The sequence below is a fragment of the Psychrobacter sp. M4 genome, from assembly GCF_055699795.1.
This window is the reverse complement of sequence record NZ_CM146740.1, coordinates 782643-799015: the sequence shown is the minus strand read 5'-3', so window position 1 is coordinate 799015 and position 16373 is coordinate 782643. Positions and strand designations below refer to the sequence as shown.

The 16373-nt window shown below is 39.7% G+C and carries 15 protein-coding genes; 5 read left to right on the top strand and 10 right to left on the bottom strand.

Annotated elements, in window-relative coordinates; translation table 11 throughout:
• The first annotated feature begins 28 nt into the window (after positions 1-28).
• From ACR63N_RS03430 to ACR63N_RS03410, 5 genes are all read left to right on the top strand, one after another.
• Positions 29-1324 (top strand): urate hydroxylase PuuD, encoded by a 1296-nt coding sequence (locus ACR63N_RS03430; RefSeq protein ID WP_367106408.1) that lies wholly within the window; start codon positions 29-31, stop codon positions 1322-1324.
• Positions 1325-1543: 219 nt separating this feature from the next.
• Positions 1544-3070, top strand: coding sequence for an NCS1 family nucleobase:cation symporter-1 (locus ACR63N_RS03425; RefSeq protein ID WP_367106407.1), 1527 nt, complete (start codon positions 1544-1546; stop codon positions 3068-3070).
• A 90-nt stretch (positions 3071-3160) separates the two neighbouring features.
• Entirely contained in the window at positions 3161-4153 is a 993-nt protein-coding gene (gene puuE, locus ACR63N_RS03420; RefSeq protein WP_472782457.1) for an allantoinase PuuE, read from the top strand.
• A gap of 61 nt (positions 4154-4214) precedes the next feature.
• Complete coding sequence (locus ACR63N_RS03415; protein ID WP_367105304.1) at positions 4215-5051, top strand: bifunctional allantoicase/(S)-ureidoglycine aminohydrolase; 837 nt, start codon at positions 4215-4217, stop codon at positions 5049-5051.
• A gap of 13 nt (positions 5052-5064) precedes the next feature.
• Positions 5065-5595 (top strand): ureidoglycolate lyase, encoded by a 531-nt coding sequence (locus tag ACR63N_RS03410; RefSeq protein WP_367106405.1) that lies wholly within the window; start codon positions 5065-5067, stop codon positions 5593-5595.
• 162 nt (positions 5596-5757) lie between these two features.
• On the opposite strand, the gene ACR63N_RS03405 is transcribed toward ACR63N_RS03410, so the two are convergent.
• From ACR63N_RS03405 to ACR63N_RS03360, 10 genes are all read right to left on the bottom strand, one after another.
• Positions 5758-6525, bottom strand: a complete 768-nt coding sequence (locus ACR63N_RS03405) for a hypothetical protein (protein WP_367106404.1) — start codon at positions 6523-6525, stop codon at positions 5758-5760.
• A gap of 81 nt (positions 6526-6606) precedes the next feature.
• Positions 6607-6828: a hypothetical protein gene (locus ACR63N_RS03400; RefSeq protein ID WP_367106403.1), complete on the bottom strand. Its 222-nt coding sequence runs from the start codon at positions 6826-6828 to the stop codon at positions 6607-6609.
• A gap of 37 nt (positions 6829-6865) precedes the next feature.
• Positions 6866-9148 (bottom strand): hypothetical protein, encoded by a 2283-nt coding sequence (locus ACR63N_RS03395; protein ID WP_367106402.1) that lies wholly within the window; start codon positions 9146-9148, stop codon positions 6866-6868.
• Positions 9149-9553: 405 nt separating this feature from the next.
• Positions 9554-9991 carry a hypothetical protein gene (locus ACR63N_RS03390; protein WP_367106401.1) on the bottom strand — a complete coding sequence of 146 codons (438 nt, stop codon included), beginning with the start codon at positions 9989-9991 and terminating at the stop codon, positions 9554-9556.
• Positions 9991-11430: a hypothetical protein gene (locus tag ACR63N_RS03385; protein WP_367106400.1), complete on the bottom strand. Its 1440-nt coding sequence runs from the start codon at positions 11428-11430 to the stop codon at positions 9991-9993. The genes ACR63N_RS03390 and ACR63N_RS03385 overlap by 1 nt, the downstream gene beginning before the upstream one ends.
• A gap of 2 nt (positions 11431-11432) precedes the next feature.
• Positions 11433-12239, bottom strand: coding sequence for a DUF2345 domain-containing protein (locus ACR63N_RS03380; RefSeq protein WP_472782456.1), 807 nt, complete (start codon positions 12237-12239; stop codon positions 11433-11435).
• A 73-nt stretch (positions 12240-12312) separates the two neighbouring features.
• Positions 12313-12849: a hypothetical protein gene (locus ACR63N_RS03375; protein ID WP_472782455.1), complete on the bottom strand. Its 537-nt coding sequence runs from the start codon at positions 12847-12849 to the stop codon at positions 12313-12315.
• Positions 12850-13313: 464 nt separating this feature from the next.
• The gene (locus tag ACR63N_RS03370; protein ID WP_472782454.1) at positions 13314-13811 is read right to left on the bottom strand and encodes a hypothetical protein; all 498 of its coding nucleotides are present in this window, start codon (positions 13809-13811) and stop codon (positions 13314-13316) included.
• Between the two features lie 2 nt (positions 13812-13813).
• Positions 13814-14560 carry a hypothetical protein gene (locus ACR63N_RS03365; protein ID WP_472782453.1) on the bottom strand — a complete coding sequence of 249 codons (747 nt, stop codon included), beginning with the start codon at positions 14558-14560 and terminating at the stop codon, positions 13814-13816.
• Between the two features lie 15 nt (positions 14561-14575).
• Positions 14576-16372, bottom strand: a complete 1797-nt coding sequence (locus tag ACR63N_RS03360; protein WP_472782452.1) for a hypothetical protein — start codon at positions 16370-16372, stop codon at positions 14576-14578.
• Between the last annotated feature and the right edge of the window lies 1 nt (position 16373).

The following is a 16373-nucleotide window of genomic DNA, read 5'->3' as shown; positions in this document are numbered from 1 at the left end:
AAACGTTGGACAAAAGGACACTTGCCACATGGGCGCATATCTTTTCGATTGGTTAGCATTATTCTTCCGCTGGTTTCATGTTATCGCTGGGATAGCTTGGATTGGCGCCTCATTTTATTTCGTATGGCTAGATATGAGCCTGCAAAAACCACCAGAATGGAAATCCAAAAAGGGTATCTCAGGCGACCTATGGGCGGTACATGGTGGTGGTTTTTATGAAATCGCTAAGTACAAGCTTGAACCTGAAGAGATGCCAAAGACTCTGCACTGGTTTAAGTGGGAGGCCTATACCACGTGGTTGACTGGTGCTGCCATGATGGCGATCGTCTACTACGCCAATGCCACCGCGTATCTAATTGACCCCAGCAAAGTCGCCTTTGGTAGTAATATTGGCGCTATCTCTACTAGTGTTTTATTCTTACTTGGTAGCTACTTTATCTATGAAGTTATTGTACGTAGCCGTATCGGCAAAAATAAGTTAGTTTTTAGTATCACTATCTTTGTACTGATGGTTATTGCTACTTGGGGCTCTTATCAGTTATTTAGTGATCGTGCCTCTTTTATCCATGTCGGTGCTATTTTAGGTACTATCATGGCGGGTAACGTATTCTTTGGTATTATGCCTGCCCAGCGCGCGCTAGTAGATTGTGTACGCAGAGGGGTGAAACCAGGTAAAGAAGTAGCCGATTTGGCATTGATGGCTAGAAACCGCTCCGTGATGAACAACTACTTTACCCTACCGCTCATCTTTACCATGATTAGTAATCACTATCCGATGATGTACTCGCATGCTCATGGCTGGCTGGTACTAGTATTCGTTGGTGTCATCACCGCCACGGTTCGCCATTACTTTAACCAAAAGCATTTGGGACATAGTCAACCAAAATTCTTATGGATCCCGGCGCTTGCCACGGTATTATTAATTATCTGGATGCGTCCTGCGCCAATTGCGCCATTGCCTGCCGCAGCAGCACCTGTTGCTGAAGCGACGACTGAAACCGATACGACGACGCCTGCGGTAGCGACTGATGGTGCTGTAACTGACGCTGCTACTGTAGAAGCAGCTCCTGTAACGGCCTCTGCAGACGATGCGATCATAGGTATCGTTCATGAGCGCTGTACCACCTGTCACGCCATGCAACCCACCCAGCAGGGGTTTAATGCGCCTCCTGGAGGAATTATATTGCAAACTACAGAAGATATGAAAATTCATAAGGCAAAAATTATCACTGCCGTCCAAACCGGCTACATGCCACTTGGCAATTTGACTCAATTAACCGATGAAGAGCGCGCACAGATCGTCGCCTACACCTCAGGATTATAGTCTTATGTAGCATGTGGTAACGAGCGCATCGTTATCATGTGATTATTCTCATTCGAAGAGCATTTATTTTAACTGTACTGTTCTTAATTTTGCTGGGTTTTTAATAGACACGCCTATATTTATGAGCATAAATTAAAAAGTTTCTTGACCAAATGATTTGGTATCCCTACAGTGAAGGTAGATTTGATGACACTTATCACGGGCTATAAGGAAGACAGGATGTCTATTATAAATGAAGGGACTGTGCTCTCAAAGCAGCAACTCAAAGCGCAAAACAGCGCACTCTATGATTGCAACACCTTTGATCAAGAACGCAAAAACTCCAGACTCTACAATGATGATTTAGCGCCTTTGCAAGCAGAAGAGCGCAACTGGGGCTGGTTTTCGATATTTAATGTCTGGTCCAATGACATCCAAAGCCTGTTTGGTTATACCCTTGCCGCCTCTCTTTTTTTAAGCTACGGTCTTAGTGGTTGGTGGGTGATGGCCGCTATTATTTGTGCCGGCTTTATTGTTATGTTTATGGTGAATTTAACGGGCAAACCTAGTGTCAAATATGGGGTGCCTTTTCCAGTACTGATACGTGCCAGCATGGGTATAAATGGTGCCAATCTACCTGCTGTACTACGAGCCATTATTGGGATTTTTTGGTACGGGGTGCAGACCTACTTTGCCTCAACGGCGGTAGCTATTTTGTTAGCTGTGTTTATGGGCAGCTCAGATAGCACTTTTTTAGGTCTTAATGGTACTGCGTGGTTGGCCTTTGTCATCGTCTGGGTATTTCAGATTATGCTGTTTTGGGCCGGTATCGAACCGATCAAGCACTTTTTAAACTGGGCGGGGCCGCTGGTGTATGTGGTCATGGTGATTTTGATGGGCATGATATGGTATCAATCAGGCTCAGAATTAATACCAGCGATTAACTCTATCTTTACCAGCGGTAGCGACTATGCAGGTACCTCTATCCAAGCCTTTACCGCTATTGTGGGAACGATGGTCGCTTATTTTGCGGCGGTAGTGATTAACTTTGGCGATTTTTCGCGATTCTTATGTAGCGAGCGTGATATGCGTAAGGGTAACTTGCTAGGTCTGCCTGTCAATATGGTGTTCTTCTCTTTTATAGCACTGATTATTACCGCGGGCACTTTAGTGTTATTTGGCGAAGCACTAACCAATCCATCAGATATCGTTGAGCGCGTCGATTCGCTACCCTTAACTATCGTTGCTGCGCTGACATTTTTTGCCGCAACGGTTGGCATTAATATGGTTGCCAACTTTATACCGCCAGCTTACGACTTGGCCAATCTATTTCCAAGACACATTAACTTTCGCCGCGGCGGTTTAATCACAGCAGTCATTGCCTTTTTTGTCGGCGCGCTTTGGTTATCGGTCATTAGTAAAATCGGTATCGTTGGTTTCGTTAACGTCGTCGGTGCGATCATTGCGCCCTTCTTTGGTATTTTGGTTATTGATTATTACATTATCAGACGCCAAAAAATTAATATGAATGACTTGTTCTCAGCGCAGCCAACAGGTGCTTATTATTATACCAAAGGCTGGAATATTCGCGGTTTGATCGCTTTTGCTATCGGTGCCTTATTTTCTGTAGCGACCGTACTAGTCCCAAGTCTAGCGAAGTTTGAAGGTTATGGTTTCTTATTGGGTGCAGCCTTGGGCGGTATCGTTTATTGGCTACTCATGCATAAATACGGTGTTGAGCTTAATAAAACTTTAGTACAAAAATAGTTAGTTTAACTTTAAAACCTAGCAAATTTATTTTTATACACAGAACAGAAATAACCCAAAACTAAAAAGGTATTTATAAAGGAAAATACTATGACCCAAAAAGTAACCAGCGACTTTGATCTATCGACCTATCCTCGTGACCTAAAAGGTTATGCTGATAATCCGCCAAAAGCTAACTGGCCAGGCGGCGCTAGAATCGCTGTCCAGTTCGTCCTGAATATCGAAGAGGGTGCGGAGAACAGTGTGATGCACGGTGATGGCGAATCAGAACGGTTTTTGTCTGATATCCTAGGCACGCCTTCATTTAGCAATCGTCATCAGTCTATCGAATCCGCTTTTGAATATGGTAGCCGCGTTGGCGTTTGGCGAGTATTGGATGTGTTCAAAGAGTATGGTTTACCTATTACCACCTTCACTTGCGCCGCTGCTGCTGAGAAAACGCCGCATATCATTGAGCGCGTACTAGAAGATGGTCATGAAGTGACAAGTCATGGCCTGCGCTGGATTACTTATCAATATATGTACCGCGAAACAGAGCGCGAACACGTTCGCCGTGCCACCGAAATTTTTGAGCGTATGCTGGGCAAACAGCCACTTGGCTGGTACACCGGACGTGATAGCCCCAATACTCGTGAGCTGGTCGTGGAGCAAGGCGGCTATAGTTATGACTCTGACTCCTATGCTGATGAGCTACCCTACTGGCTAAGCGTCAAAGCAGAGGATGGCGATAAAATATCGCGTAGGCCGCATTTGGTTATTCCTTATACTTTAGAGACTAACGATATGCGTTTTTCATCCAGTCCTGGATTCACTAACGCTGAGCCTTTTTATCAGTATCTCAAAGACAGCTTTGATACGCTTTATGAGGAAGGAGCCAAAGACGGCAAAAACGCGCCCAAGATGCTCACTATAGGCTTGCATTGCCGGATTATCGGCCGTGCTGGGCGCATTGGAGCTCTCAAAAAATTCTTACAATATATCACCAGTAAGCCTGACGTTTGGATCTGTCGCCGTGATGAGATCGCCAAACACTGGTACGAAAATCATCCAGCCACTCACGACAATACCGCCAACTGGATGTAACTTTGGCCATGCTCTCAGACCCAAATTCATCGCGGCACAACACCACTAAGGATTATTAACCATGTCAACAAAAAGTACTTATTACGCACCAACTGGCGGCTTACCGCCGCAAACCCAGCTCCTATCTGATCGTGCTATCTTCACCGAAGCTTATGCCATTATTCCCAAACGTGTCCTAACCGACATTGTCATTAGCTACCTGCCGTTTTGGGAAGGCATGCGCATGTGGGTGATCGCCCGTCCTTTAACCGGTTTTGCAGAAACCTTTTCACAATACATAGTCGAAGTCGCTCCAGATGGTGGCTCTGAGAAACCTGAGCTGGACGCAAAAGCCGAAGGCGTGTTATTTGTTGTTGAAGGTGAGATGGATATCACTATCGAAGGGGATGCGCATCATATGGAAGCGGGTGGCTATGCTTTTTTACCACCCGGATGTCAATGGACATTGAAAAACAATAGCGACAAGCACGTTAAATTCCACTGGATCCGTAAAGCTTATCAATTTGTAGACGGAATTGATGTACCCGAAGCCTTTGTCACCAGCGATCATGAGGTCGAAGCTATTGAGATGCCGGACACCAATGGCGTCTGGAAAACCACCCGTTTTACCGAGCAGTCAGATATGCGTCACGATATGCATGTCAATATCGTCACTTTCCAGCCGGGCGGCGTAATTCCATTTGATGAAACTCATGTGATGGAGCATGGCTTGTATGTCCTAGAAGGTAAAGCGGTATACCACTTAAACGCTGAATGGGTCGAAGTTGAGGCGGGGGATTTTATGTGGCTGCGCGCGTTTTGCCCACAATCTTGCTACGCTGGCGGACCTGGCCCTTTTAGATACTTACTATACAAAGACGTGAATAGACATATGCCGTTTATTCGCCCAGAACGATAAGTAAGAGGAATTTATGAGTACTACGATAGTTGCAAAACCTTTAACCAAAGCGGCGTTCGCGCCCTTTGGCGCGGTTATTGAACCATATGATGAACAAGAGCAAACAGCCGATAACAGCTATGTGATTAATAATGGCTATGCCACGCGCCATCACGCCATCGCTGAATGTGAGCTTGATGGCGGCAATGTCGGCATGAGTATCTTTCGTGCCAAAAAGCGCGATGTCCCTATTGCGCTATCGGTCATGGAATACCACCCGTTCGGCTCGCAAGCGTTCTTTTCGATGAATGGTCAGGACTATGTCGTCGTCGTCGCTCCCAAAGGCGAGCCACCGCAGTCTGCTGCTGATCTAGAAGTATTTTATGCCAAGTCGCATCAAGGCGTGCAGTACGATGCCAACGTTTGGCATCATCCGCTACTGGCGCTTGATCGTGACTCTGACTTTTTGGTGATTGACCGTATCCATGGCGAAGGTAATAACTGCCATGAGCTAGATATTAATGATTGGCAGGTTTTTGTTGAGCTTGAGGGTGAGCAAGCTTAAGCTTAGCTAATGTTATTTAAAACTTATTTTTATTCACGCCAGCTGATCGAGATTAGCTGGCTTTTTGGTATTTGTTATTTTAATAAAGTCGTTTTAAGGGGTCATAAAGTTACTAATATGCGTGGCAAAGTCGTTACGTAGTTGTATGATGTTATCTCAATCTCAACTATTATAAGCAACCACCAGCATGACAAATAATATAGACCCAATAAACCACGTCGCATTGACCGCAATGCCTGAATACCATTTCAGTTTGACCGCTTGATTTTGGTTTGCAAAGGCGGCTTGACGCTCTGCTGTGACAGGTAAAATATTATATGGGTTATTTTGACCATCCCACATGAGTCGACGTTGTACCTCAGGATGCAAAGCAGGATTGGCACTGGATTGATAGATATTGCCCTCGGCTAGGTCTAAAAAGCTAACTGTACAGGCTCGTAGCCAATCACCAAGACGAAACTCGTGAGTAGGGTTTTTGTGGTAGTACTCTTTGGAAGCCTGAGCAATGTCGCTACAGGCGAATAAGGATTGGCTCATATCAGTTGGGCACGCTTGCGCAAATTCAGGGTTCAATGGCAGCTCGTCTGCTGGACGTTCCATATAAGTGCGGATAAACGCCCATTGGTCGTAGGGGTTGAGTCGCATGTCATCAAACTTAATTGAATGCAATAGTTCATCTGTTTGCTTGTCAGTAATATGTAAGTTAAGAGATTCAAGATTAGTACCTTCATTACCTCTGACAGAGGCAATAATATCTTTATAATTGATTAGATGAAAGATAGGTGCTTGCTTTTTGTTGTGCTCATAGTAAGCAATTTGTTGCGTTTGTTTTAGTAGTAGAATCTTGTAGTAGCGAGACTTTTTAGTTTTAAATTGTTTAAAGGTTAAAAAAGGGGCGAAGCCAAGTATTGATAGTAATAATAGCTGCATAACTATGCCTATAAAAAATAAAAAATCTATTCCCTTGCTAAACATAATATCAAAGAAAATTACTAAAAAAATAAAGAAACTTTACCCAAATAACCAAGCTGCACCATAAGACGCCAATAAAGATACATTCTGAATAGAATTAATAGAAGGATGAAACAGCAAATAATCTGGATTTACCTCGTGAACTATATTGCTTAACCTATTAATGCTGTATTCTTTCTCTATAAAACTAGCAATTTCACCTTGATAAGGGTGTCCAATAATCTTGCCAATAGGAAGTTGTTGCGGTACTGGTAGTATCATAATAAACTCAACTTAAATATATTTTGTTATCACTGTCTTAATACTTGTTATTATCCATATAAGCAAAATCATATAGTGGATATACAGGATTTTGAGTAGTATCAGCGATATATTTAATAATGACTCTGCCCTTTTTAATATTATCTGCGCTATAGACACCGTCTTTTATATAGATATCTTTGATTGTGACTACAGTATTTTTATCTTTATTTTCTACAATGACTTGACTACGATCAAAGTGATCACCGTTTCCAGTAGACTGTGGTGAGCGATTGGTAGATGACATAGACATATTGAATATATTACTCAATACTTTGCCATCTTTCGTGACTAGCTCAACTGAAATATGCAACTCACTACTATCAATAAACTGCCCCATAACAACTTGGCTATTGAATTTGATACCATGTAGTTGAGCCGCTGCCCCTCCTAGTATGCCATTCGATCTACCTTGGTTTTTACTTAAGACACTTCTGGCAAAAAATCCTGAACAAGCGGTGATAAAGCCGCTAATATCCTCTGCTAAGCTGCTAAAAGCAGGCTTTGACTGGAACGGATTTATGAGAGAGTAGTCTTGTGTTCGCATGGCTTTATGACCGAAGACACTATTGTCTAGCCAATATTCAATAAGTACGTTTTGCTTATCATCATACTTATAGGCTAGGCGCTGAAAGGTGTAGCTTAGAGACAGACCAATCAACATAATGCCTAGTAGTACGCTACCAGGAATAGCTGCTAAGCCACCTGTTGCTGAACTTACCAATCCATAACCATAAATCCATCCCGCTGCGGCTGAAGCTGATATTGATACACCTGCACCGAAAGTCATACCAAAAGAAAGCTTATTCCCATCATTAAACTTACGATAACCATAAATAGCTAAACTACCGACTTCCAATACCGCCCCAACTACCCCGATCCACCCTGCTCCATAGACCAATTTACTGGCAAAGCTGGCCCTACCAAATACGCTCGCTCCCGCTGCTGTGGTATCCATACTGGCTGTGACAAGGGCTAAGCTGGTACTTACTGTGCCAAGCTGGATCTCTGTTAACAACAGCTTATCACCGGCATAGTGTAATTTGCTTAGCATAGGAAAACTGGTGATAACGGACTTCAATTGAAGAAAAGCTATAAAAGCAGAGACGACTCCAGCACCTGCATTCATTTTTTTGCCATGCCACTCTTTAGCTTCAGCTGCCAATTGTTCGGCATTTAGGGCATCAAGATTGATAGACTGTCCATTGTTTAAAGATTCAAGAGCGCTGACACCTGTACCAGTTCGCGCCGCTTCTTCGAGGTAATGAAGCACGTAGCTTCTAGCTTGAGCAGGTGTATCGATATTAGGTGACCGAATAACTGTACTACCTGACGAAATCTCATAAGCGCTTTTGACCCTTGCTTTTAATTTACGGGCTCGAGCGTTGATAGTATCCTGAACGGTTTTCGGTACGGCAATACCCATAGTATAATTGGCGAAGGCCGCCATGGTATCCATGCTAGCGGTCACGCGTTTTGGTACAACGACTAGCCCATGATGACCGTAGATGCTCGCCTCCAAAGTCACGTGCAAATTCCTAAATGCTTTTGGATCAAAAAAACTAAGCTTAAGTAGATTTTGTGTCATGGTATTGATAAGTGCATTTTTATTTGCAAGCGCACTTCGCTCATTCTTAATCGTGATTCGATTCAGCCCAGTTGCACTAATTTTTTCACTAATATAACCAATACCCGAACCTGTTGCTTCCGATGCTCTATCTTTTTTCTGAAAATCATAGAGTATTTCAATGAACTCTTTATCTAGACCACCAAGCGCCTTAAGTAGCCAGTTCTCATTCATTCCGATGCCGCGACTTAGCTGCGGCAAAAGGGATTGTTTAAACTCTTCATCGGCAGCATCATTGCTCTTAGGAGCCGTCTTGTCAAAGGCATCAAGAATACTTTGCGGGACACCAAGATTACTGTCATCAGCGCCGATACCCGCAACACAGCGGGCGATCATAGCTTCATAACTTTTGGCGGTTTCTTCGTCGTGAGTGTCCTCTATGTCAAAATCATTTTTTAGAACAAACTTAAAGCCGTCACTAGTAATGGCTTTGACAAAAGCATGACGAGCGCTAATAATTTGCTTTTTAAGCTCAATGATTTCTTGAGAAGCTTGTAGATAAGAGCGGTAGTTATGGGTATCAATATGCTTGAATATTAGGTCTTGTGGATCAGTGTCTGAAAAGACTTTATTTAAAACCGTACCTAGAACATCATTATCACCCCAGTTGAATAGTTTTTTTGATACTACTGCCCTACTCGCGTAGCCAGCCAAATGAACAAACCACTACCTACAAACCAAAAAACCATAAGAACAAAAGTAAAAAACGAACCCATAAGTAGCTTATTATGTTTTTGGTACATCTTAAGCGCACTCTTGTCATTAATTAAAGGATACCAAGCCAATTGTGGGATTTTAAATGAACCATATTTTTTATATTTTAGATGGTAGTTCATATAAATGCCTGCCATTGCAATGATAAAAAAATGTATGTCATAGCCGTCCATTTTTTTATCATAATATTTTTTGTTCGAATATAAGATATAAGCAATATCTTTCTTATGTCTCCTAAAATAAATAACGCATAATTGATACGTTATCATCCAGCTGATCATGCCGCCTATGACTATACTTATTGCAAGCCATTTAAATATATTTGGTGCATTAATTATATGTAGACTAACTCCCAATTCGCTTCGCCCACCATATAAAAAAACTACTTCCAATTAACCAAAATAAACCAAGACCTAAAGATGTAACATTTAAAACCAGCCACTTATAATGTTTCTTAACTAATAAAAGTGCATTCTTTTCATCTAAGTTAGCATGTATGATACTAGTGCCGCTGCCGCCCTTAAACATTGGTAAGTATCCTTTTCTTTTGTATACAAAGTGATATTGAATAAAGATAGGAGTTGCGATAAAGGTCATAAAAAACGTTTGGTACATGTTTAACTTACCTTCGTAAAAGTATTCATCCCCATAAAGGTAATAACATAACGATTTTAAGTTTTTTTGTGTATAACGAATGACTAGTTGATGTGAAATCATTGTAATTATGATACCTCCAATGAATGTAACAATAGCGAGCCACTCTATAATATTCTTCCAGTCCATTATATTCTCTTATTAATTAAATCAGCTATTTCATCACCAATTTCACCACCTGCAAGGCCACCAACTGTACCGCCTATTACTGCACCAGCGCCTAATACAACAAAACCTAACCCACCTGTAGTTACACCAAAAGCTACTGCGAAAATTGCTGCTCCTGCAACAGATCCATAGTATCCTCCCCCTATATTGCCACCAAATTTTAGAGTCTCAGTAATAGCTGTTTTAGTTATATGATCACTATCCCCGGTCTTACGAGCATCTTCAATATTAATATAAGCTTGAGCCGCACCTACTCCAATAAGGACATTACCGCCAAGATAAGTAAATCTACTAATCTTACCCATATTTTTAAGGTTATCAGTATAGGCTGGTATTCCACCTTTATAGTTCTTAGATCTTGCAAAAACATCTTTGTTGATCTGTCTTCTCAAATTATTAGTTTGAATACCTGTTTCTAATTTAAAGAATTTTTGTGAAAATGCGTGATCATAATTTTTGAACAATTTTGCATACTTTTTTCTAAATAGCTTATAATTCTTAGGGTTTGCTAATTTAGATCCTTTCGATTTTTCATACTCCAATGCTTTGTAAATCTTTGCATAGTTTTTTTGAACTAATTCATTACTATGCTCATAAAAGGTAACAATACCTTGAGATGTACCTGCTGCTACAGCAGCAAGATTGATATTACCTGATGGTTTATCTAGAGTTTTTATAGGATCTTTAGTCAGAGCTACATAATCTGCTTGCATAAGCATACCTTGTAAAACATCTGCATTATAAGCGAATGATTCATCATCAAATTCATAATCTTCTTTGACTTTGTCAAACTCGAGCTTAGCTTCTCTAGCCTCTTTCTTCATTTTAGCTAGTTCTTTGTTATTACTGTTCGATGTATTAGACAGCACAACAACATCACCAGGTTGCAAAGTAAGCACTGGGGTGCCAGTCAAATGCGGATTATTAGATCGAAATATATTTTCCTCTTTGGAAGTTGGCGTATAGATATATATTCTATTTAAAAAACTTTTGATAGATTCTTGCTTTTTGACCAGATACCAAGCCACTTCGGTGGTGTCGAGCAACACTTTTTTAATAGTATTTGGGTCTTTTCTAGTCCCTGCAATTGTTGTTTTCAGTTCATATTTACGAAACACACCTTTGCTTTTGTTGGGCTTGGCAGAGATGTTTTTGACTAACTGACCGTTAACCTTGATATGATAGTTAATTTTTTGAATGTCACCTTTGGGCAATTGACGCTCGATAGTTTTACCTTGATTGTTAAACTTCTGATCAATGTATCGCTTTGTCTTTGTCCCTGTTGTTCTTTGATAAGTCGCTTCTCCAGATTTATACTGAATCACTAAGTCATAGCGGAATTTTTGTATATCTACGGTAGAAGGCACTGCAAAAATAAGCCCTGTATATTTAGCTACCATAATTACTCTGCCTCCTCTGTGCTATCGTCGTCTAAATCAATTTCTTCATGGACAATGACATGCAATTCATAGTCTTTAGACTCATCATCAACAATCAGATTTAACTTGCCTTCAAAATCAGTAGTATGTATCTCGGTTGAACCATCAGGTTTAATTAGCATACATTTGGTAAGGGAAAGTGGATTATCATCTTGGTCATGTACGATATAGCGAAGATAGTAATCTAAGTTCTCAGGCAGTTTTGCCGTCGGCAGATGCACAGCAGGAGACCCTGTACCACCCCCACTACCCCAACTCACCTTACCCGCCTTATACCCGACTTGCTTCGGCGTAATAAACGTCACCTTACCCCCTGCTATCTCAATACCACTCCCTGCGGCTTTTAGGGTCAGCGTGTCAGGGGCGATGATCTCAATACTATCGCGGCTATGAATACGCAATACCTGCTCGCTATCTAGACGCATCTCATCTTGATGCGCTTGTATCGTTACATCGCCATGGGCGGCGGTGTGAGTTTGCGTTTTGTTTGAGTAGTAGTGAATGTCGCCTGCGACTAATTGGTTCATCTGGGTTTGGCTGTGATGATGGGTGTTGTCTGTGGCGTGACTATGCGTGCTTTGGGTACTGGTGTGCTGGCTGTGCTGTCCGGCAAGCAGGGCCAGATGACGCTGGGAGTCGATCAGCACATGAGGCTGTTGCCATTGTCCGGACTCATTTAAGGTGCTGAAAATGATGGGATGGATGTTAGCGCCGCCGATAAAGTCAATGAGGACGTGTTGACCGTGCCGCAGAGGATGGGTGTGTCCCATGTGGTCGGCAGTGCAAATAGAACTTTTTAGGAATTCTTTCGAGTTAAGCGGTTAAAAAGTTATATTTTTACGTTCATTTATTTAAACGTATTACTGCAATTACTTTAAGCAACTCTTTCACTACAGTTGCTATTAGAAAAACACTTAAGGCAGTACAAACAAGACTCATGACAATGTAAGCTAAAAAATCTTGGTCGCTGTCTAATATGACTCTGGCAGAGATTAAATGATTACCACCGAAAAATCCTATTATAAGTACTGGAACTATTAAAATCAAAAGTATATACATAGATATACCACTACCCAAATTCACAGATGATTTTTTTAGATTCGTAATCCAAATATCAAACGAGAAAAAAGCTTTTTCTTCATTAACATCTACAATAGATTTTTCTATTAGTTGTTGATATACACTAGCTTTGTTTCGGAACTGATATAACTCTATACTAAATATAAAAACGTATATAATTATTGGGATTAGTACTAACATTGGTATAGATATTTTAATGCCTATGCCAATAAAAAAAAGCCAGCCAATATAGTAAAACACTAATGAAGTAGATATAACACCGATAAAGGAGCCAATAAAAAAGCGATGCGTATTTTGCATATACCACTTAGTAGGAATAGCAACATATATAAAAAAAACACAATAGAATAGCTAAGATCCATAACTGACTGATACCAACTAAATAATGAGCTAACGCTAAAAAACCTGACAATAATACTATAAAAAATACAGCCCCTTTTCCTTTAAAATGCGTGTAAAGTTTTTCTGGAAATTTTTCAGGATCAGGTAGTTGACACGGTATGTTTTTCAAAATTAATCTTCTACTTGTATAAATGCAACTATTTTAATCAGCTCTTTAACTGCAAATGGCATTAAAGCGATACTTAAAGCAATTAGTCCAATAAAAATCATAAGACTGACTAATATATCTTCATCATTATTTATTAGAATTTTAGCGGACACCAAAGGACTTCCACCAATAAACCCAACTAAAATAACTGGAATAATTAATGTTAAAAATAAATTCGTAGTAAAGCTATTACTTGCATTTGAATAAGATTTATTTAATCTATTAATTCAGCTTCCAATTGAAAAAAAACTCCTTCATTATGAGTCTTTAAAATAGATAGATTTATCATTTTTTTACATTTACTAACTTTGCTAAGTGACTGATATAATTCAATAGAAAATATAATAAAGTAAACGATGATTGCAACTATCATTAACAATATTTTTGATGAATAAATACCTGATTCAAAAAAGAAAATCCAACCAATATAATAAAATAGCAGTGAAATATACAAAGTTCCGATAAAAGAACCTATAAAAAAACGATAGACATTCTGCATATACCACTTAGTTGGAATAATCCCATATATAAGACAAAAGCCTAAGATAGCTAAAGTCCAAAGCTGATCAATACCTGCTAAGTAGTGAGCAAATGCTAAGAACCACGATGCCATAATTATCACCAATGGAATAGCTGCTTTGCCTCTGAAATGCATATAGAGTTTTTCTGGAAACTCTACTGGATCAGGCAGTTGACACGGTATGTTTTTCAATATCAATCTTCTACTTGTATTAATGCAATTATTTTAAGTAGCTCTTTGACTGCAAAAGACATCATCATGATACCTAAGGCAATTGAGCCAATACTCATTACAAGACTTACCAAAGCATCTTGATTATTATTCAATATAATTCTAGCAGATATTAGAGGGTTGCCACCGAAAAATCCAATTAGAATAATTGGTATAGAAAGGTACAAAGTTATTTTCATTGCAAAACCTAAACCTTCGTTAAATGAAGGCTCCTTCAAATGATTAATCCAATTCCCAATTTGAAAAATATATTCATTATCTTTTTTTATAATAGATTTTTTTATTAATACTTTACATATACTAATTTTACTACCTGAATGATATAGCTCTATTAAAAATACAGTTAAGTATACTATTACTGCGCTTATGACTATTACTTTCATAGACGAATAAATACCTGACTCCATAAAAAAAATCCAACCAATATAATAAAAAAGGAGTGAAGTACATAAAATACCAATAAAAGAACCTATAAAAAACTGATAAACGTTTTGCATATACCATTTAGTAGGAATAATCGCGTACATGAAAAAAAACCCTAATATAACAATCGTCCATAACTGACTAATATTTCTTAAGTAATGACCAAATACTAAGAACCAGGACGCCATTACTACAATTATAGGAATACCAAGCTTACCAGCAAAGTGCATGTAAAGCTTTTCTGGAAAATCTACTGGATCAGGCAGTTGACAAGGCATATTTTTCAAAATACTACTCCAAATTTAATAACCAAGTTCATTTACGTAATCTTTGGCTTTATTGGTTATTTGAAACTTTGTGTCTAACCACTCAAGACCGAATGAAACAGTGATGGCAGTAAAAGCACCTACTGCAATAATGGCAATAGCTGGGGCTGCTGCTGCCGTAGCAGCGATCACCATACCTCCAACAACTAATCCTGCTGCGATAGCAACAACCGCTTTAACGGCACTACTGCCGAGCCCCATCCATAAGTCTGACCAGTTCTCAAACGGTTTATCCATGGTCAGCCACTCTGCTATCTCGAAAGCAGCGACTATACCAAAGCCAAGACCGCCTAAACTTTTACCCGCTGTAACTGCCGTCGTTTTAGCAGCTGCACCTATTCCTACTGATGTTGCCGCTGCATATACGCTAGATGCTGAGGCAATCATACCGACCTTCATATTATCAATTCCGTATCGAGTCCCTGTTAAAACGCTTCTTAATCCAGAATATCCTTTGAATATGATCATGTTGGCACCAGTTTTAGACTTCTTAATATAAAACCTTAATATATCTTGCTTATCTTTACCGACTTTTAGCTTTCTAAAAGCATCATAGATAAAACCTCGGTTATTAGCTCTCAACGCATTTTGTGCTTCTCCGACTGTAGGCAATACAACACCATCAAACGCTATTGAACCAAAGATAGTGTTAGCAATCTTCTTTAGGTCATTGGTAGAGCCTTTACTATTTTCATCAAATTCATAGTACCCCTCTGCTAACTTTTCTTTCGTCTGAAAATGCCACATCATTATCTCTGTATTGTCGATATTACTAGCTGAGACTTTCTGTTTTGGCGCGGGAGTAGACTTATTACTTAAACAAAAAACTATCGGTGCATTATCTTTATTTGGATCTAGAGCGGCAAGTGGAAAATTTGCAATAGTTTTACTGCCTTTTTTAAGTAGTAGTTTGCCATTGTACTTCTTAGGAATATAAATAGTATGCGGTGTACCGTCTTTAAAAACTGATTTTTTCGTTTCCGCTAACTTATTGTCAAAGAATTTTTTATTATCTTCTCGAGTTATTGTATAGGTTGCTCCCGCTGTCATATCAATATCAAGTATGATTGTTCTTCGCTGCTTTTGTTCTTGCAGTTGAACTGTAATTTTTTCGCTATAAACCTTCGTAGTGCTTGGAGTTAGTTGAATCTGAAATTCACGATATTTTTTGTCAGAACCTATAGGAATAACACGTTTGGAGTCAGTAAACCTTTCGCCCGTAATAGGTTCAATAAATATTACTTCAACATTAGGTTGACTACTTACAACCAATTCTTCGAATCTTGCTATTGCTGTATTCTCATGGTTTTTAGCCATTGGCATTTTTTGTGAATCATAAATCTTAGTCTTACCTTCTTCATCTAATGTGCCTTTCAATGTGATTTTCTTATTATTGTCACCTTGAAATACTACCTCATAACGCCATGGTTTTTTAAAATTGACCCATTTGTTAGCCATTAGCTTAGCTTGGAAATAACAGTTAGAAACCAGAACAGTAGCGCTTCGTCCTGATTTAGTTGGTGTGTAACCCATTTTCTTTCGAGGGCTTGCAGACTCCCACGTATTCGTAGATAAGTCTTTCAACTCTATATAGATTGGCTCGCCTTTCTTTATAGTAGCTGATTCAGTCTTTCCATCTTCATTAGTTTTACCAGTTCTTAATACTCGTCCTCTTTTATCTACTATTCTATAATGAGCGTCGACAAAGTCATGTCTACCATTTGAGTTCTTGTATTCAAGTTTAAAAGTACCGCTTACAGTTTGTTCACTCACG